This is a genomic window from Bacillus sp. FSL K6-0042 (assembly GCF_038006685.1).
Classification (GTDB): Bacteria; Bacillota; Bacilli; order Bacillales; family Bacillaceae_G; genus Bacillus_A; species Bacillus_A pseudomycoides.
The window spans coordinates 238673-256968 of the sequence record NZ_JBBOVS010000001.1 but is presented as its reverse complement, the minus strand read 5'-3'; the positions used below and the strand labels follow the sequence as shown (position 1 = coordinate 256968).

The window sequence follows — 18296 nt, the reverse complement described above, 5'->3', positions numbered from 1 at the left end:
TTATGAATAACAAAATTTAATTAGGTAGGTGTGAATGGTGTTATACAAAGTAGACAATTTTAAGTTTTCCAAAGAATGCGACTATTGGGATAGGTCTATAAACGTAAATTGTTCCATTTCGTTTTTTAAACAAAAAAACATTGAGATAGATGGGTATTTAGAAAATAATCAACCTTTAACAAAAGAAGCTTATAATACGCTATGTTATTTAAAGGAACACTTTGATATTATTTATGAAAATATACTAAATGCTCTATTTGAATTGCAATTCAAAGATTTAATGAGATACGAAATATATAATGAAAATGTAAATGACCATTCCTTTAGCCCTATTACTTTTAATAGTATGGAAGAAATCCATCCTTATTTAGGAACTCCTACATTTGAGATTTTACCTAACTATACGAAGGACAACTATGCTTACTTTGCAATTTCATTTCATAAAAATTGCTTGCTATCTATTGAACATGGTCTTACAGCTTTATTTTTTAAAAATGATATGATTGATATTCAGCCATCTGATTCATACTGTATGCTTCAGATGCTTATGGATTACGAGGAAGACTGTTCAAAGTGGCAAAAAGATTTTTGGTTAGTGTGTTTTGAACTAACTAAGAACAACTTATGTAACTTATTTGAAGAAAAAGAATTGGTTAGATCTAAGTGGTTGAAAAGTAAATAACCCTTTCTTTCTACTAAAAACTCGGCTACTTCTTTATGCCCACCATAAATTGCTCCAAATAATGGATTCCTTTTTGCTAAGCTCACATCTAATTCTGCACCAACCTCTATTAGATATTTTACTATCTCCAATTGCCCCGCTCCTGCTGCCACATTTAACGCAGAAGCATCGAATATACCACCTCTAGCATCAATATCTATACCTTTTTCAATGAGATACTTAACTATTTCAAGGGGCCCTTTCTTTGCTGCTACATGTAACCATGTACCAAATGAAGTCATTATGTTCAAAATTTCTTTTTCATTACCTATTAATTGTTTGACTTCATGAGCATCACCAAGTTTAATTGCATTCCTTATTGCTTTGTTTACACTTTTTTTATCCAAAACAAGTCCCCCTTCATTTCAATTTATCTTCTACTAGCTAATCCTTCAAGAACTTCAACACTCTTTATTTGCATAGCCCTAATCATAGTTTTTGTTTGCTGACCCACCATTTACTTTTTCCGTCTTTCATAAAAATGCCCCTAAACAAGTGAGCTTGCTTAGGGGGGAATTTAGATTATTCTATTTTTTAATAATAAATAATATTATATGTACAACTAAATAAAATAGCTAGAAGAGAGTTGTTTAATCCTCTGTTCTTTTGATTTTTCATCTTGTGGCTTCTCATTTTAATATTTGTATTCACAAATTATCAATATCACCAGATCCATGGAATTGGGTTCCTATCAAGTGACCACCATCATATTTGTTAATTTATGATGTATATAAGTTATTAAGGAACATCAAAAAACTCTCTGAAACTAATTTAACATACTCATCTTTTAATTCATTGTCTTCTTCAAAATAATCCATGTCACAAAAGTAGATTTTGCCATCCCCATCAATGTCTAAGCATATCAAGCTATCAGCTGGATCAATGCCTATAGGTAGCAAATTAGATGGAACTATTTTACCTAAATTATATTGATTATAAAAGCTTTGCAAATTTGATTCTGTTTCTTCTGCTATTGGGAAAAACAACATAATTGAAGTTGTAATCGTCCCATCAACTGTTTTAAACCTTCTTTTAACAGGTTTACCACCATTACTATGTAATAAAAATTTTTTATAGTCATCTGGTAATGTTATACCATACTTATTTTCAAAGTTCCTAATATCTTCACTTGCTAGTGGTTTATATGAATACTCAAATTGTATCACTAAAATTCCACCTACTTTTCTTTTTGTTAGTGCTCATTTTATTTTTAAGAATATAATCTATCTAATAAATCTGTAAATGACTGACATACTGGGGTAATTAATGTACTTCCAGTTTCTTCGCAATTATAAAAAACAACTTTAGGCGAGTCAGCATTGTCATTATAGTCAAAACATAGTAAATTTCCAAAAGGATCTCTACCAAAAGGAATTAATTTTTGTGATGAAAATTCAGAAAACATTTTTATATTTAAATCTTCATCGGTAAAACTAATCAAAGCATTGAAAACAGCTTCAATTCTTCCATCATCACAATCAAAGGTATTAGGTTCTGGAAACCCTCCATCATTTTCCATTATACAGTTTTTATAATCATCAGGGAGTTTAAATCCAAATAACCTTTCAACTTCAATAAAAATTTTTTCATTTAAAGATTCACCAGAAAAAAGCCATTTTTTTAATCCCATGAAATCATCTCCTTTATCTTTTTTATTTCTCCTCTTCTACCAGATTCTAATGATTTTTTTCTTCATTACTAAATCTTCAGTATATGGTGGTTGATTTTTTTGCTGCTTCCACCATCACATTTTTAAGGGCTTCTTTATTGATTTCCTTAATTCTCCTTACATCCCCTCCCTTAGCAAGCGAAGCCTCAATTCTATTAATCTCATCTATATACGATAGAAATAATTTTCAAGGTTAATTTTTTCATTTATCCATAAAAAAAGCAGAGATTTCTAGTATTTACCCCTGCTTTTTTCTATTAACCTCCAAACAAACCAATCTTTTATGTGTATTCCTAGCAAATAGTGATATTTAAACCGCAACATCTTGATAGCCTATTTCATCTACTTTTTCATTTATAAGACGAACTCCTAAACCATTTTCTTCATCCCACGAACAGTCAAATGATATTCCGATATCACGTCCTTCGCGAAAAAAGTCATATGGAACAGAAATACCTACTAATATTATATGTTCTATTAATTGATCAACTGTCTCAATTAATGGATATTCTTCATTAAACGCAACATCATAACCGAGTTCATGCCGTTTTTGTTTATAATAATCTAAAATTGAATGTAGTATGCTATGCTGGATTTGTTCCCAATTATGTATTAATGAGTTGTATGCTGCATATTGTCCTTCATCAAACTCCCCATCTTCTGTACCTCCTACTAATAATGCTATCTCGATGTCCTTCCCTAAAAACTTTACAGTTCTGTATCCTAGCCATTTATACTGATAATCAAGTTCTCCAAAAACTTCATCATTTATTACCATTATGCAATCTCCTTTAGTTCATTTCTATTTTGTAGCAAACCCTTCAGACATATACGCCCCTGTGTTTATCCCTCTCACTCTACCTAGCTAATACAACTTTCCATTTTCGAATTTCCCTGTTTTTAATCCGACAGTTTGAAATAATCTAACTTTTTTTTGGATAATCCCCCATATCATATAGATAATATATAAAACGCTTCAGAGCTGAATCATCTATTGTTTCCCTAGTATATAAATATATTTCCTTCTGGATACTTTCCATTCCACCCACAAGGAATATGTCCACTTAAATAGATTTCTTGCACCAAAACCGAGAAATTAGAAAAGGTTTTACTGATTAAATAAATCTTAAAGAGAAAGTCGAATAGACACACTCTCCCAAGAGATTGGAAAGTGTGTCTAATTCATTTTGGATTAGTTATTTCTTGCATGAATCCGGAAATACTCGCTAATGCAGTAGTAAGGATAAAAAGTGCAATAATTAGCGGCACAAGTTTATTTTTATTTAGATTAGTGAACGTTCTTCTTTTTCTTCTTCCATATTTGATAGATCAAGTTACCATATTCATGAACCCAGCGCATGATGGTTGTTGGGTGAACAGACACCCCACGTTCCTTCAGTATTTCAGTTACATCGCGAAAGCTTAAAGAAAAACGACAATAGTAGCTTGTTTGAATTGTTTTCCTTTAAAATATCCCGCTCCCGTTCATCTTTTTCCAAAGTGTACTTGAGTTTCGAAAACTTTGCAACAGAACCTTTTTTCGCAACAGAACCAGATTTTTCTTATATTTTTTTAATAATCCTATTTAGTTTTTTATAAAATTCACCTTTTGTTTTTACATGATTAAACTGATTCGGATTAATATTAGCTTTTTGAGAGAGTGCTACAATCTCTTCTTTTGTAATTGAATCTTTAGTATTTATAGATGCAATATTTGTATATTTTCCATCTTCTGTTTTTGGAATTTCTAAAATTCCTATATTTACAAGATCCACTACAGCCTTATGCTCTGAAGAATGTGTATCTACACCGGTAATTTTCCAATTATGCATAACTTTGGGCGTGTATACACCATTCTTTATCTCTTTTAAATATGTAATAGCAAGGTTACGAATGGTTCCACCTGTTTCTCCGAATGCATTCTCTTGTTTAGATGACCAAATTTGTTCAAACTTACGTCCCTCTAAAGCTCCCCATTTTGCCTGAAGAGCCTCCATTCTATATGCATTCATTCCCAGCGTCATAACATCGCTCATTTTGATTGGTTTATTTGTACGAATAGATCGTAAATTTGTAATTCTACTTCCATATGGTTTTGTTAAGTCAATTTCGTATTTTACGCCTCCAAAGAAATCGTTCGTACTGTATTTAGACGCACGGCGGGTTTTATCAAAGCTAACTGTTACATCTCCGGCACGAGATGAGTTCAAATACCCTGCCGCCCATTCCATGTAGTCTTTTAAATCTTTCCCAGTTATCTTATATACTGTTATTTCTCCCAAAGCATATTGGTAATTATACGCAATATCTTTCTTCTTAATAGGACCTACATCCAAACGGGCATAATCGTTATCAATTTGATGGGCTACTACATCTGCTTTGCTGTAATAGAGCATGACTTCATGAAAAAAATCTGATAAAGGTGTCTCTTGAATTTGCACACTTGGAATACCCTTTATTTCATTTTCAGGAACAAGATTTCTACCCTTTAATTGAGCGACTACAACATTTGCATCTCCTCTCGCATACTCGTGAAAAGGTGTTAGTGTTGCTTCAAGTGTAGGATCAGATAATACCGTTGTTCCATCAGCATTTTTTACAGGTAAAGCGGTAGCTGTTTTATCTTTTAAAACCAGCTTCCCATCTTGCTTTGTAAAAGTAAGGTCAATACGTGAGATATGTGTTCCATATTTATCTGGTTCTGTAATAATAACACCATTTACAACTTCCTTTTTAACAAGTTTATGCATATGAGCTGCAAAAATAGCGCTTATTTCCGGACAAGCATTCGCAATATCTTGAACCCCAGTACCAGGGATTCCATTCTCATTTTCTAGTCCCATATGCATAACCCCTACCATTACATCTACTTTACCTTCTAATTCTTTAATTACCTTTTTTGTCTCTTCTACTGGATTTTTCACCACTAAATCAGCCAAATGATCTGTCCCTTTTTCAAAATCACTAATCATTGGTGTATTCATGCCAATAATCCCAACTTTAATTCCACCTTTTTCAACAATCGTATATGCAGGAAGAAAACGCTCTCCATTCTCCTTGTAAATATTTCCTGCTAACGTCTTTCCCTTATATTGCTCACTAACTTTTTTCAATGTATCTAATCCAAAATTGAATTCATGATTTCCAAATGCCCAAGCATCATATCCCATTGCGTTCATCGCTACCATCATTGGAGATTGTGGCTTATCATTGAATAATTCTACTGAGTTTCCTTGAATTGTATCCCCAGCATCTAATAATATGGTATTTGGATTTTCTTGACGTACCTTCTTTATAACCGTATAAAGCTGCGTTAAACTTCCACTCATATTTGCACCATCAAGCGCATAATCCCAAGGCATAAATCTACCATGAATATCTGCAGTACCCAATAATGTAATATTAACATCAGATTCCTCAGCTTTAGAGATAGCTGGTTCGACTGTTACTGCTGTTCCAAGAAGTATAAGAATAACAAAATAATATACATAGTTCTTCCATTTCATTTTTGGCATAATAACAATATTTCTCCCCTTTTTTTACTGTCATAAAGTTGCTTGAACTTTAAAAATGTAACTTATTATTTGGAAAACTTCAACTACAAAAGATAAATATGACATTGAGATTAGATTTAGGGAGGAATAATTGATGGCATACGCATTAAAACCAGAAATACAAGAAGTATTTGAGAAAATTGATTTTATGAAGAGATAGTATATAGCAAAAGAACCAAGATTCCAATTCTTAGTTCTTTTGCTATAATTAGAATGAGTTTGTACATTCGAACTAATTGTTTGCTATAGTCCCTCATTACTTCTTGATGTTATATGATAATTTTCATTTTAAAAGTGTGCGGGGCACTGTCTGAAAATCTAGAAGTAAGTATTTCCTATCATAAACAGAAAAAAATAAAATTGGAAACAGGTTATATTCATTATTATGATACATCTCGAAATGAGTTAAGAGTTGTTAACAAATATGAATGATAATTGTATTACGGAAATAAAATATATATGAATGTAGGGTGGAGATTTATATTGGGAAGAACAGGTGAAGATACTGTAGCGTTTATCGGTATAATTTTAGGGATATTTAGTTCGCTATTTTCTATCTTCATTGGGGATTTTGAATATGGTTCAGGATCAATTAATCTGTATAGCATAATAGGCTATACAGGAATATTTTCTGCTATTGTAGGAGTTTATGGATACATAAGAGCGAAGAGAGCGCATAAAGAAGCTGGAATATTAATGATACTATCCGCAATTGGTATGTTTATTTGTTGTAGAAGTATGATACCCTTTTATTTATTTTCTACTTTGGCACTGTTAATCGGTGGATTCTATAACATTTTTGGAAAAAAGGCATAAACTCTACAAGAGCCCTGTTAATATTAACAGGGCTCTATTTCGATTATGTCATTACAAATCTTTGTAATGTAATTGTTCAGTTTAAAAGTATTCGTCATATCTATGGTTCTATTCTCTAGTTCATTTGCATTCATGTATGCACCATTACTTGATTCTTGCATCTGTAACAATCGAGAAAGAAAAAACAGGAACAGCAATCGGGTTTTATAATTTAACACTTAATGTCGCGATGTCAATCGGTATCGCCTATACAGCAGCAATGATGGACCATTCCGCAATGCGCCAAAGCTTCCTAGGAATTGCAAACAATGCGGACGCTTCCATGTTTAGCAATATCCTATTCATTCTCGTACTCATTGCCCTTTTCAGTTTATCTCTATACTGAATATTAGTAGGACGAAAAGCGACAAAATAGATATATTGTCTATTTGTTAACTAGTCATATAGAATAACGATTCTTTCATAATTAGAACCCTAAAACGAGAAGTTTAGGGTTCTTTTTTATAATTTATAAAATATAAGAGATGTTTTAGACCTGATGCTTCCGCCTAATTATGTAAGTACAAACTATACAATATGTAACTTCTAACCATTCTTCCTTAATCTTCTTCTCTCTTTTTCTAACCGTCTAAAAATCACACATATAACACCGCCCGCCACTGTAAACAGAATGCCAGGCACCAATAATAAAAGTCCCCCTCCACTCATCCAAATTAACGCTATTCCTAAAATCAAACATATAATTCCAATTATCATCTGACCTCTTTACCACCCTTTACATAAAATTTTCCCATGTTTGTAAAAACATTCTGATGAAATTATACCTCTTTACTTATAACAAACTCAACACCACTAAACTATCTGTTTCTCCCTCTTTCCTTCAAGAAATAAAACCCCACGATTCCATTTTTCTCATACTATATATTATAATAATAATAATATATAGTATGATAGAGTAAAAACGAGAGGAGATTATTATGGCAACGATTGGAATTGACCTAGGAACAACGAATAGTTTAGTAGCCTATTGGACGGATCATGGTGCAGCCCTTATCCCAAATGCACTTGGCGAATATCTTACACCATCTGTCATCAGCGTTGACGAGAGCGGTGAAGTTTTAGTCGGACGCATCGCCAAAGAACGGCTGATTACCCATCCGCACGTTACAGCATCAACGTTTAAGCGATTTATAGGAACAGAGAAAAAATACGAGTTAGGTATGTATACATTTTCTTCAGAAGAACTTTCATCTTTTATCATTCAATCTTTAAAACAAGATGCAGAAGCTTATTTAAACGAAGCGGTTACTGGTGCTGTCATTAGCGTACCTGCTTATTTCAACGATGCTCAGCGCAAAGCGACAAAACGAGCTGCTGAAATTGCTGGATTAAAAGTTGAACGTCTCATTAGTGAGCCAACGGCAGCTGCTATCGCTTACGGACTGTATCAGGAAGCGGCAGAGACAAAATTTCTTGTATTTGATTTAGGCGGCGGAACATTTGACGTGTCCATTTTAGAATTATTTGAAGGAGTGATGGATGTTAAATCGATCGCCGGCGATAATTATCTTGGAGGCGAAGACTTCACAAACAGTCTCATGTCCTTTTTTTTAGAGTCACACCAACTCGATTCCGATTCCCTTGACTCAAAAACGCTATCTTTAATTTATGCACAAGCTGAACGTTGCAAACTTACATTATGTAATGAGCCTGCCGCGATTATGAAAGTCGTTATTCATAATGAGACGTATGAAACTCGCATTAACAGAAGTGAATTTGAAAAATTAGTAACCCCGCTTCTCTTACGGCTTCGCTATCCGATTGAACGCGCACTTCGCGATGCGTCGCTAAACCCTAAGGATTTAGATGCTGTCATTCTAATTGGCGGGGCGACAAGGATGCCGCTTATCAAATCCGTCATTTCTAAAATGTTCGGACGCATGCCTCATGCGAATATTAATCCTGATGAAACGGTTGCTTTAGGTGCTGCGATTCAAGTTGCTTTAAAAGAACGAAACAAAGCACTAGAAGAAGTTATCTTAACGGATGTTTGTCCATATACGTTAGGAACTAGTGTTGTTCAAGCATTAGGAAATGGACAACAAGGATCCGGATACTTCTTCCCGATTATTGAACGAAATACACCGATTCCTGTAAGTCGAGTGGAACGACTTTATACTGTCAATGATAGACAACACTCCATACTTGTCGATGTTTATCAAGGAGAAAACCGCTTGGTTAAAAATAACTTAAAACTTGGCGAACTTAAAATTAAAGTCCCTCCTGCTCCTGCTGGACAAGAGGCGATTGACATTCGTTATACATATGACATAAATGGCATTCTCGAAGTCGAGGTAATAAGTACAACGACTGGAGAGAAAAAAAGAGCAATTATCCAACAAAATGCCGGAAATCTTACAGAAAAAGAAATTGAAGCTAGACTACTAGAATTGAAGGAAATTAAAATTCATCCACGAGACCGGTCCGAAAACCGATTGCTGCTCGCAAAAGGCGAACGGCTCTATGAAGAGTTACTCGGTGACGAACGCCAGAAAGTCGCGATCTTGTTACAGCAATTTGAAAATGCGCTCACAACGCAAAATGATAAAAAAGTGAAAGAAGCCGCTCATATATTAAAAGAGCATTTAGAGAATATTGAAAGGTGGATCAGTCATTCATGAGCATTTGGGAAACGTTAGAAATTGAGCCTACCGATAATATCACAGCTATTAAAAAGGCTTATGCAAAACTTCTAAAGATCTATCATCCCGAAGACGATCCTGAAGGATATCAGAGGCTGAGAGAAGCATTTGATAAAGCGATAAAAAGCGCAAAACAAATGAAGACCGCACCTCCCTCTCAACTAGAAAAAACAGATGAAAACGAAGAAAATTCCTATATCCATCCTGTATCTCCTACATGGATGGATGGTGACGCTGAACTTGCCGCTACTCTCGTTTCAGAACATCCCGTTCACGCATTTACGGAAAAAATCGAGACGCTGTATAACGATTTCTTTGCACGAATCGAACCGAAAAATTGGGAAGACTTATTAAGTTCCGATGTGATATGGGACATAGAACATGCGGCAGTGATTCAAGATAGATTAATAGAATTTTTACAATATCATTACCATTTCCCCGGCTCGATTTGGGAACTTCTCGACAATGTATTTCGCTTTAGTGAACAAAGAGAGGCGTTAGAATTTGAATATGGTGAGGACACGGTACAGTTTTTGCTAGAGAGAATTAGCGGCGAGAAGGAAATGCGTTATGATGTTTTCAAGAAAAGTGATGATTTAGATTTTGAAGCGTATTTTCATTTACGTGAAGAAGTCCAGCTCACACTTATGAATAATAACTTAGAAGCAGCAAAAAGTGCACTCGATTTTGCATACGAGCTTTATCAAGAAGATCCGGAACTTTTACGCATGCAGGGCATTTATTATTTGCGCATAGAAAATAAAGAACGTGCGTTACAATCATTCAATGACATACTTGCCATTTGCCCGGATGACCTAGATGGTTTACTTTATCGGGCCCAGATTTACTATGACCGCGGGCAGTTTGCAGATGCTATCAAGGACTGTGAGCATCTACTGTCGATTGAGCCGGAGCATATGGACGCACAATTCTTAATAGTGAAGTATTCGTTCGAATCAGGTGATATAGAAACTGTAGCCACTAGGGCGTTGGATGTGGTAAAGCGTTATGTGGAACGCTTCGAATTTCGTTCATACTGTATTCGAATTCACACTGAAATTCCAGAGAAAAGACAGAAACAAGAAATAAATATGAAGTTTATTATCAGATATGCGCTATACTTTTTGTTTCTATTTATTAGCCGCACCTGGGTTTATTTGCTCTTTATGATTCTTATTGTTTTAACCCCATTACCATCTAAATATGCATTACTTCTCCTACTCCCACTTATCTGGGAAGCATGGAAATTCGTTAGGCTTAAAACATTAGCATAAGGAGGAGACAGAATGCCTGTTTTATATAAAAGAAAACGAGAGAAACAGCTCGAACTATATTTCCGCTGTCTGTCTTCCGTTTGTTTGAGTTGCGTTTACCTTACAAACTATTTTACCCGATATGAATTTACCCTTATCAGAGACCGCTTTATTGGGAAACGTTTTTTGAAGAACGTGTTATGGACATGGCAAATCGAAAATTCGACGGAGTTAAAAGAGAAAATCATTTGGTTTTTAGAAGAAGGAACACGGCAGGAATTTAATCATATACGCCATCAATTGACTCCTCTTTCCGAGGCAGCGCGAAAGCAATTATCGAAAGACAATCCTGACTATGAAAAACTTTATATTGCTAATTACGGATTACACATTTTGACGGATTCCGGAATTGCAGCGTTTGATTATGCATGGTGTATCTGTTTATGTCGGGTCGGTAGAAGACTCGGTTATTTATCAAAACAGGAAGCAAAGAACTTTATGATACAGGCTGCACGACTTTCACAACATTCTTATTCAGATTGGCACGAGTATTTTAACGCCTTTCGTATCGGCAGCCACTTTAACGCAAATGATATAGAATTCATAAATAAAGATAAGTATAATATTAATTACGTATCGTACTTGTTTGATTATAAAAAAACTCTATTGCGTGTTGTTCCATGGGAAAATAATCTACTTAAAGATTTAAGTTAAATCATGCTATGCTTCTTAACCAAATTGATAAAAAATCCTAGGAACTATGATTTCCTGGGATTTTATTTACATATAAGGTATTTGATAAACTTAGAAGAATTCACTTCTAATAACATAAAAAACTGATTCTTGCAGGAAGAAGTGATTACATTGATTAAATTGGAAACGTAAATCCTAGTGGTTGGGGAGTAAGCAGTCATGTATATGACACTAATAATCTATCTCCTACTTTGACATGCGGTGATCCACCAAGAATATTAATAGAAAATACACAAAAATAGCATATCTAAGGGGGAAATTATCCATGAAGACACATACAGTTTATATTAGAGAAGCTACTAAAAAAGGGTATGCCGAGGCACAAATTGGAGATAGTATTAACTTCTCAGTACCAGGAAGTAAAACTAGACGAGGAAGAGTTGGTAAAGGCATAGCCCAAACATTGGATACAGCTTGTAATCAGGCTGTATTAACGAAAGATTTTAAAATTAGACGCCTTACCCCAAAGGAGTGTTGGCGTTTACCTAGATACAGAGTGCCGAAAAAAAGTGAAGTAAACAAAAAACAACTCCAAAATCAACTTTTATTGTATATTTTGGAGTTACTTTACGTTTACGTTTTTACGTCGATATTCATTCACTTGTCTTACGTACTTTTGTATTTTAAATTTTAGAACTATTAACTTTATAACCCGTTTATATTTGTTTTTTACAATAACAGTTATTAAGATCACCCCATAGCATTTAACCTTCTCGAATTAAACCTCGTCAGCCAAAGCATCATCAGTTTTTCTTACCCTCTCCGCAAGCGAAGCCTCAAGCCCCTTAATCTCATCATTGATCTTGTTACTGCTGTCTACATGATACTTATTGACTCATTATCACTACCCGTGTCCATACCGGAATGATCCATGCCTTTCATATCATCATTCTTTTTCGTATTTTTATTATCCATACTAGATTTATTACCGTCTGCTTTTTCTGTTTTCCCTTTTGTCATTTCTTTTAACTGCTTATCGATTTCTTTTTTATCTGTTACCCATTCATCTAACATTAATGTGTAATCTTTATCATACTTTTCTTTGCTTTTTCAAGATTATTATATAAGACGATTTTCGAGAAAACATGGAGATGCCAAATGAACAAAATAAAAAGACGCCCAAAAATTGAGCGTCTTTTTATTTTGTAACAACTTGTCTTTCCTTAACGTTTTCATTATTTTCTCTCATAAACTCTTCAATCTCTTCAACCGTTCTAATAATATCTTTTGACAAGTTTTCATACCCGTCCTTTGTGACAAGAATATCATCTTCAATACGAATTCCAATTGATTCTTCTTCAATATACAAACCTGGTTCTATCGTAATGACCATACCTTCTTCTAATACTCTATCTTTGTATGTTCCTACATCATGAGTATCTAAACCGAGGAAATGGCTCACACCATGATAATAATATTTAGATAGTTCCTCATCTTCTTGAATTAAACCAATTTCTTTACATTCTTCTGCCAGTACTTTTTTTGTATGTTCATTTAATGGAGCGAATTTTAATCCTGGCTTTATAAGTTCAGTTGTTTCTTTTAATGCCTTTAATACAATATTATATATTTGTTTTTGGCGATTAGAGAATGTTCCACTAGCTGGGAATGTGTAACTAATATCAGCATTGTAGTAGTCTTTTTGAGCACCTAAATCGAGCAGTACTAAATCGCCTTGTTGCACTTTTGCATCATTATCTTCATAATGCAGCACAGTAGCATTTTTACCACTCGCCAAAATTGTATCGAATGCATGATATTTAATACCAGACGATTTTAATGTGAAATCAAAATGCGCTTCTAATTCATATTCCATTATGCCTGCTTTCGCTTGTTTCAGCACATTATAAATACCCTCTTGAGTAACCGCAATTGCTTCTTTTATTTTTTTAATTTCTTCATCTGTTTTGAACACTCGTAATTCACAAATGTTCGGATAGACATTCCCAATTGAAAGATGAGGATACTGTTCTCTTACGTGCTTCGCAAATGCTAGCGCCTTCGTCTCAGTACCTTTCCAATTACGACGTTCCAAATCTAAATACACATGTTTCACATTTTCTGCGAAAAGTGTATTCGCAATTGTTACTTCAAAACTTTCTATATATACAACCTTCTTAATACCAGAAATATTTTCTGCTTCTTCTTTCGAAACGGTTTTACCAACCCATTTTTCAAGCACTGGATCTGGTTTTTCAATGAAAAGAGTTTCTTCTACACTATCTCCAAACTTTTTTAAAATAAAAATAACATTTGGCTCATCGATTCCCGTTAAATAGTAAAAATTTCGATTCGGCACAAATTTATAGTGTGCATCAGCTGACATATGTGGTGCCTGTCCGGCAAATAAAATAGTAATCGATCCATCTGGCAATGTTCTCGTTAATCGTTCTCTATTTTGGGCAAAAAATATTGGCTTCATAATAATCCCCCTTGAATTCTATGTATCAAAACAAATTATCCAATGTAATTCATTTTATTATTGTTATAATTTTTCGTCAATTAATAATTATCGTGTAGAAAGTAAAACATTAATCAGTAAGCGTCAAATATTCCCCACCTTCTATTTGCAAATAACCCATGAGATAATCTCCTTACATACTACATGTGGAGTTTTTTTTATGAAAAGACACCTATTAAAGAAAGAATGGGAAATTTATATTCAAACTATAAAAACAGTGGATTATCCAATATCATAGAAAAAATATTTATAAAAAAAGTAAGAAAACATAACTTATTTTTTACAACTGGGACTGGATGTATTAATAGTATCCAATAGGTAACTGCAACAAGTGTATGTATTCAATCTCAGAAGAGCACAAAAAACTATAAGATTACGAGAAACAAATAAAAAAAAGAAATTGCATATATGTTATATAAACGCACTGCAACAAGAAAGGACCTAGAGTGCTTTAGTGCCTTAATGGGGTTGTTAAGGTTACTATTAGTAGATATAGCAAGTATTCATCACACAGTAAAAGGTTTATTACAACTAACTATCCGAGGGTGCAGGTTTTTCTTTTCTGGTTTAGACAGGACAGCTATGGAGGTATACAAGCGGAGGATGTGGAGGATGAAATAAAAAACATAATCTCAACAAAACAAATATGCTCCTTGATGATGGACAACATCCAATGGAGATCCATGAAAAAGATTTACCCCTCAAATGATCGCGAATCTAGAACCTCGTATTCAACAGATTACAGATGAATTATTGGATGCAGTACAGAAAAAAGGGAAGATGGATCTTATTGCAGATTTTGCTTTTCCACTTCCATTTCGGGTTATTGCTGAGATGTTAGGAATACCTGTTTTGTATCAAGAGAAAATTTATGATTTGTGGGTGAGCATAAAGGCAGATCCTAATCAAGACCATCATGCATGGATCAAAGAGTATTACTCATGCATCCGAGAAACATTGGAAGAAAAACGAAAACATCCAACGGAGGGTGTAATCAGCTCCCTGATACACGCACACGATCAAGAGGATAAACTGAGTGAACCCGAACTGCTCTCTACCGTCCAATTACTCATTACTGCTGGACATGAGACCACAACCAATTTAATTGGAAATGGTATGGTTGCTTTGCAGAAACATCCCGAACAATTAGCATTGTTGCGTAGTAATCCTTCTTTGCTACCGAATGCTATCGAAGAGCTACTTCGCTATGCTGGACCGCTCATGATCAGCTGGCGTTTTGCCAAATTCGCAGGATTTCAAGGCATTCGTCATGCTTCACGTACCTTGAAAGGCATTGAAACCGTTCATGCTCTATATAAACGAAAACGAAGTTTGCAACAACCAAACTTCGTTTTTTCGACGTATAATAAATTACAACAATTACTAAGGATTGCATAAAATCCATCTGCAATCATACCAACTTTTTATCTGTTAAAAAACTTTGCAACAGAACTCTCTGAATCATCTTTTTCACTTAACTTAGTGTCCAGTTTAGTGTACCATCTCCAATAGCTGCGTAATTTTTCTGTCTAACTTTTCGGGTTCAGTTCATTATATTTTCTACTTTGCCTTTATATACAACGTATTCTTTCCCATCCACTACTGCTACCACCGCAAATTCATCTTTTGGATTGAATGAAAGCCAGTCAGCCCACATGTTTGTATTTGGTCCTCCACTCCACATATTATGAACAGTGTTTTTAGTTAAATTCATAACTTTATAAGACGCATTTGGTGCATTTGTTCCAGTCTTTATTTCAAATGTGTATGCGTTATGAATTTTTTTATAAAAGTAGAAAACGTTTGATGGACGAAGCTGATTCATAAGATCCTGTTCTTTTTCCTCTGCAATCTTCATCCCTTCTTGTAATGTGACAACATCTGTTCTTAATGTTTTCCAACTGTCTTTAGCTGAATTCAAGTTAGGATTTAAGAATTTATATCTATTTTGATCAGCTTTTTGAGCTGCTGTATCAATATGTCCCAGTACGCCCGAATATTGAGAGTCTAAATCATCCCATTGCGTGGACATATAAGTAAGAGCAGTAATAGCATTATCAATCGTACTATGCATATCACTAATATTATGAAACGCAACTCCAACTACACGATTTAATGTTATTTTATAATCTACAGTCTTACGTAATTCTGTTAATGTAGGCTCTAATCGGCCTAAATTATCTCTTGCTGTACCTATCATTATACCACCAGAAATCAATGTGGGAATAAAAGGGATTTTTACCATTGTTAATCCATCAGATTCTAATTTTTTATAGTAGTTTACTTGTCCTAAAACTTCATCTAAACGCTTTTGGTCAGTCTCCACATCAGCACCTTGGTTTTTTAAAATCGATTGCAAGGTCTCTTTATGGCTTCCAAATGCTCTAACATCTTCTCCAATATCGTTTTTTAATTTAGTTAATTCTTCTATTAATGCTTTTGCAGACTTTTGGTTTTGTTGAATTTCCCCCCTTAAATCTGTAATCCCTTTCTTTAAAGTATCTCCATTCCCTGTATTGATCGCCTCTACTAATGTTTCATAATGATTTTCAAATTTTGTATCGTATTCAATAATGCCTGTCAATGTATCTAAAAGCTGTTTTTTTACTTTCGTATTCCATGTAACAGCATGTGCTCTTGCATTCTTTTGATCTTGTACAATTTTAATAGGTAAATCTGCATACCCATTAATAGTAATTCCTTCAAAACTCACATCTGGATTATTCATTAACAAATAAGAATATTCATTCATAGATTTTGCAAATACCCCAGCATCTTGCAAAACTTTTTTCATCTGTTCTTCATTTGCTGAAAGGGACATATCTCCATTGTTAGTTTGTTCAATTTCACTTGCAAAAACTGCTACTGGTGTGACTGCATAAGTGGTTGTCATAGTTAAAAGCGTTGATACAGCGAGTATTTTGTAAGAGATTTTTTTCATCATTTCATATTCCTCCTATACAGGGTTTGATAAGTTCTATTTTCTCTAAAAGCGAAATTAGTTCCGTATCTGTATGAATGCATTCCTACTTATATTTAGCAGTTTTTTAATCATCAAGTATTACAGAGAATTTATAGTGAAAGGCGAAGTCTTGAATCAAACTTCGCCTTTTCTGTATATAAGGAATTTTTAATTTCTGTATGACTATTTAACAATGTAATCATAGATTCTCTATGTTTTAGGTAACTTTGCAACGGAACCAATATTTCCTTATTTTTGCGGAGTAACAGGTTCCACTTTTAATTCTTTGATCCCTTCTTTTAATGTAACAGCATCTGTTCGTAATGTTTTCCAACTGTCTTTAGCCGCATTCAAGTTAGGTTTTAAGAATTTAAATTTATTTTGATCAGCTTTTTGAGATGCAGTCTCAATATGTCCAAGTACTCCCGAATATTGAGAATCTAAATCATGCCATTGCGTGGACATATAAGTAAGAGCATTAATAGCATCATCAAGTGCCTTATGCATCTCATTAATATTAATATACGCAACTCCAACTACACGATTTAATGTTGTTTTATAATCTACAGTCTGACGTAATTCTGCTAATGTAGGCTCTAACTTAGATAAATTATCTCTTGCGATACCCACTATGATACCACCAATTATCGGTAGGCCCAAAATGGCGCCCTTCATTACATTAAATCCATCAGACTCTAATTTTTTATAATAGTTTACTGAGTCTAAAATTTGTTGTAGACGCTTTTCATCAGCCTCAACATCAGCACCTTGGTTTTTTAAAATCGACTGCAAGAGCTCTTTATTGCCTCCAAATGCTCTAACATCTTGTCCAATAGCGTCTCTTAATTTAGTTAATTCTTGTATTAATTGTTGTGCAGACTTTTGGTTTTGTTGAATTTCACCTCGTAAATCTGTAATCCCTTCTTTTAAAGTATCTCCATCCCCTGTATTAATCGCCTCTACTATTGTTTCATAATAATTTTCAAATGTTGTATCGTATTCAATAATGCCCGTTAATGTATCTAAAAGCTGTTTTTTTACTTGCGTATCCCATGTAACAGCATGTGCTCTTGCATTCTTTTGATCTTGTACAATTCTACCAGGTAAATCTACATATCCATTAATAGTAATTCCTTCAAAGTTCACATCTGGATTCTTAATTAACATATAAGAATAGGCATTCATAGATTTTGCAAATAACCCAGCCTTTTGCAAAGTTTCTTTCATCTTCGCTTCATTTGCTGAAAGAGACGTCTCTCCATTGTTCGTTTGTTCAATTTCACTTGCATAAGTTGCTACTGGTGAGACTACAGAAGTTGTTGTCATAGTTAAAAGCGCCGATGCAACAATTAATTTGTAAGGGATTTTATTTAGCATTTCATATTCCTCCTAATATAGGTTTTGA

15 protein-coding genes and 5 pseudogenes are annotated in these 18296 nt (G+C 34.1%); 8 read left to right on the top strand and 12 right to left on the bottom strand.

Annotated features, from left to right (window positions below):
- Positions 1–34: 34 nt before the first annotated feature.
- Positions 35–514 (top strand): annotated as a pseudogene (locus MHH45_RS27950) (hypothetical protein); the annotation flags it as partial.
- A 38-nt stretch (positions 515–552) separates the two neighbouring features.
- On the opposite strand, the gene MHH45_RS01370 reads toward MHH45_RS27950, so the two are convergent.
- The 8 genes and pseudogenes from MHH45_RS01370 to MHH45_RS01340 all read right to left on the bottom strand — a co-directional run bounded on the left by MHH45_RS01370 (position 553) and on the right by MHH45_RS01340 (position 5905).
- A complete protein-coding gene (locus MHH45_RS01370; protein WP_016133075.1) occupies positions 553–1068 on the bottom strand; it encodes an ankyrin repeat domain-containing protein in 516 nt (171 codons plus the stop codon).
- 300 nt (positions 1069–1368) lie between these two features.
- Complete coding sequence (locus tag MHH45_RS27945; RefSeq protein ID WP_088093729.1) at positions 1369–1440, bottom strand: DNA/RNA non-specific endonuclease; 72 nt, start codon at positions 1438–1440, stop codon at positions 1369–1371.
- A complete protein-coding gene (locus MHH45_RS01365) occupies positions 1441–1887 on the bottom strand; it encodes an SMI1/KNR4 family protein (RefSeq protein ID WP_416076137.1) in 447 nt (148 codons plus the stop codon).
- A 44-nt stretch (positions 1888–1931) separates the two neighbouring features.
- Positions 1932–2351: an SMI1/KNR4 family protein gene (locus MHH45_RS01360; RefSeq protein ID WP_016133077.1), complete on the bottom strand. Its 420-nt coding sequence runs from the start codon at positions 2349–2351 to the stop codon at positions 1932–1934.
- 349 nt (positions 2352–2700) lie between these two features.
- The gene (locus MHH45_RS01355) at positions 2701–3168 is read right to left on the bottom strand and encodes a DUF6985 domain-containing protein (RefSeq protein ID WP_016133078.1); all 468 of its coding nucleotides are present in this window, start codon (positions 3166–3168) and stop codon (positions 2701–2703) included.
- A 404-nt stretch (positions 3169–3572) separates the two neighbouring features.
- A pseudogene (locus MHH45_RS01350) lies at positions 3573–3692 on the bottom strand (YIP1 family protein); the annotation flags it as partial.
- A pseudogene (locus MHH45_RS01345) lies at positions 3691–3846 on the bottom strand (IS6 family transposase); the annotation flags it as partial. The pseudogenes MHH45_RS01350 and MHH45_RS01345, both read right to left, overlap by 2 nt.
- 106 nt (positions 3847–3952) lie before the next feature.
- Positions 3953–5905 (bottom strand): bifunctional metallophosphatase/5'-nucleotidase, encoded by a 1953-nt coding sequence (locus tag MHH45_RS01340; RefSeq protein ID WP_088093724.1) that lies wholly within the window; start codon positions 5903–5905, stop codon positions 3953–3955.
- Positions 5906–6427: 522 nt separating this feature from the next.
- On the opposite strand from MHH45_RS01340, the gene MHH45_RS01335 reads away from it, so the two are divergent.
- From MHH45_RS01335 to MHH45_RS01310, 6 genes and pseudogenes are all read left to right on the top strand, one after another.
- Entirely contained in the window at positions 6428–6760 is a 333-nt protein-coding gene (locus MHH45_RS01335; RefSeq protein ID WP_016115396.1) for a hypothetical protein, read from the top strand.
- Positions 6761–6838: 78 nt separating this feature from the next.
- Positions 6839–7145, top strand: a pseudogene (locus tag MHH45_RS01330) (MFS transporter); the annotation flags it as partial.
- A 592-nt stretch (positions 7146–7737) separates the two neighbouring features.
- The gene (locus tag MHH45_RS01325; RefSeq protein ID WP_016133080.1) at positions 7738–9441 is read left to right on the top strand and encodes a molecular chaperone HscC; all 1704 of its coding nucleotides are present in this window, start codon (positions 7738–7740) and stop codon (positions 9439–9441) included.
- A complete protein-coding gene (locus MHH45_RS01320) occupies positions 9438–10736 on the top strand; it encodes a J domain-containing protein (RefSeq protein ID WP_088093725.1) in 1299 nt (432 codons plus the stop codon). The genes MHH45_RS01325 and MHH45_RS01320 overlap by 4 nt, the downstream gene beginning before the upstream one ends.
- 12 nt (positions 10737–10748) lie before the next feature.
- Entirely contained in the window at positions 10749–11429 is a 681-nt protein-coding gene (locus MHH45_RS01315; protein WP_016115399.1) for a DUF1266 domain-containing protein, read from the top strand.
- A 304-nt stretch (positions 11430–11733) separates the two neighbouring features.
- Positions 11734–12102, top strand: a complete 369-nt coding sequence (locus tag MHH45_RS01310; RefSeq protein WP_016115400.1) for a hypothetical protein — start codon at positions 11734–11736, stop codon at positions 12100–12102.
- Positions 12103–12302: 200 nt separating this feature from the next.
- Here MHH45_RS01310 and MHH45_RS01305 read toward each other — a convergent pair.
- Positions 12303–12515, bottom strand: a pseudogene (locus tag MHH45_RS01305) (multicopper oxidase family protein); the annotation flags it as partial.
- 91 nt (positions 12516–12606) lie between these two features.
- Positions 12607–13890, bottom strand: coding sequence for an aminopeptidase P family protein (locus MHH45_RS01300; protein WP_016115402.1), 1284 nt, complete (start codon positions 13888–13890; stop codon positions 12607–12609).
- A gap of 744 nt (positions 13891–14634) precedes the next feature.
- On the opposite strand from MHH45_RS01300, the gene MHH45_RS01295 reads away from it, so the two are divergent.
- Positions 14635–15327: a cytochrome P450 gene (locus tag MHH45_RS01295; protein ID WP_016115403.1), complete on the top strand. Its 693-nt coding sequence runs from the start codon at positions 14635–14637 to the stop codon at positions 15325–15327.
- Positions 15328–15472: 145 nt separating this feature from the next.
- Here the strand turns inward: MHH45_RS01295 and hblB are convergent, their stop codons facing one another.
- Together hblB and hblA are read right to left on the bottom strand one after the other, a co-directional pair.
- Entirely contained in the window at positions 15473–16873 is a 1401-nt protein-coding gene (hblB, locus tag MHH45_RS01290) for a hemolysin BL regulatory component HblB (protein ID WP_016115404.1), read from the bottom strand.
- Between the two features lie 267 nt (positions 16874–17140).
- A complete protein-coding gene (gene hblA / locus MHH45_RS01285) occupies positions 17141–18268 on the bottom strand; it encodes a hemolysin BL binding component B (protein WP_016115405.1) in 1128 nt (375 codons plus the stop codon).
- Positions 18269–18296: the final 28 nt, after the last annotated feature.

Coding starts and splice junctions, on each gene's coding strand:
- MHH45_RS01310 (WP_016115400.1), top strand. CDS start 11,734: ATGAAGACACATACAGTTTATATTAGAGAAGCTACTAAAAAAGGGTAT.
- MHH45_RS01315 (WP_016115399.1), top strand. CDS start 10,749: ATGCCTGTTTTATATAAAAGAAAACGAGAGAAACAGCTCGAACTATAT.
- MHH45_RS01295 (WP_016115403.1), top strand. CDS start 14,635: ATGATCGCGAATCTAGAACCTCGTATTCAACAGATTACAGATGAATTA.
- hblA (WP_016115405.1), bottom strand. CDS start 18,268: ATGCTAAATAAAATCCCTTACAAATTAATTGTTGCATCGGCGCTTTTA.
- MHH45_RS01325 (WP_016133080.1), top strand. CDS start 7,738: ATGGCAACGATTGGAATTGACCTAGGAACAACGAATAGTTTAGTAGCC.
- MHH45_RS01340 (WP_088093724.1), bottom strand. CDS start 5,905: ATGCCAAAAATGAAATGGAAGAACTATGTATATTATTTTGTTATTCTT.
- hblB (WP_016115404.1), bottom strand. CDS start 16,873: ATGATGAAAAAAATCTCTTACAAAATACTCGCTGTATCAACGCTTTTA.
- MHH45_RS01320 (WP_088093725.1), top strand. CDS start 9,438: ATGAGCATTTGGGAAACGTTAGAAATTGAGCCTACCGATAATATCACA.
- MHH45_RS01355 (WP_016133078.1), bottom strand. CDS start 3,168: ATGGTAATAAATGATGAAGTTTTTGGAGAACTTGATTATCAGTATAAA.
- MHH45_RS01300 (WP_016115402.1), bottom strand. CDS start 13,890: ATGAAGCCAATATTTTTTGCCCAAAATAGAGAACGATTAACGAGAACA.
- MHH45_RS01360 (WP_016133077.1), bottom strand. CDS start 2,351: ATGGGATTAAAAAAATGGCTTTTTTCTGGTGAATCTTTAAATGAAAAA.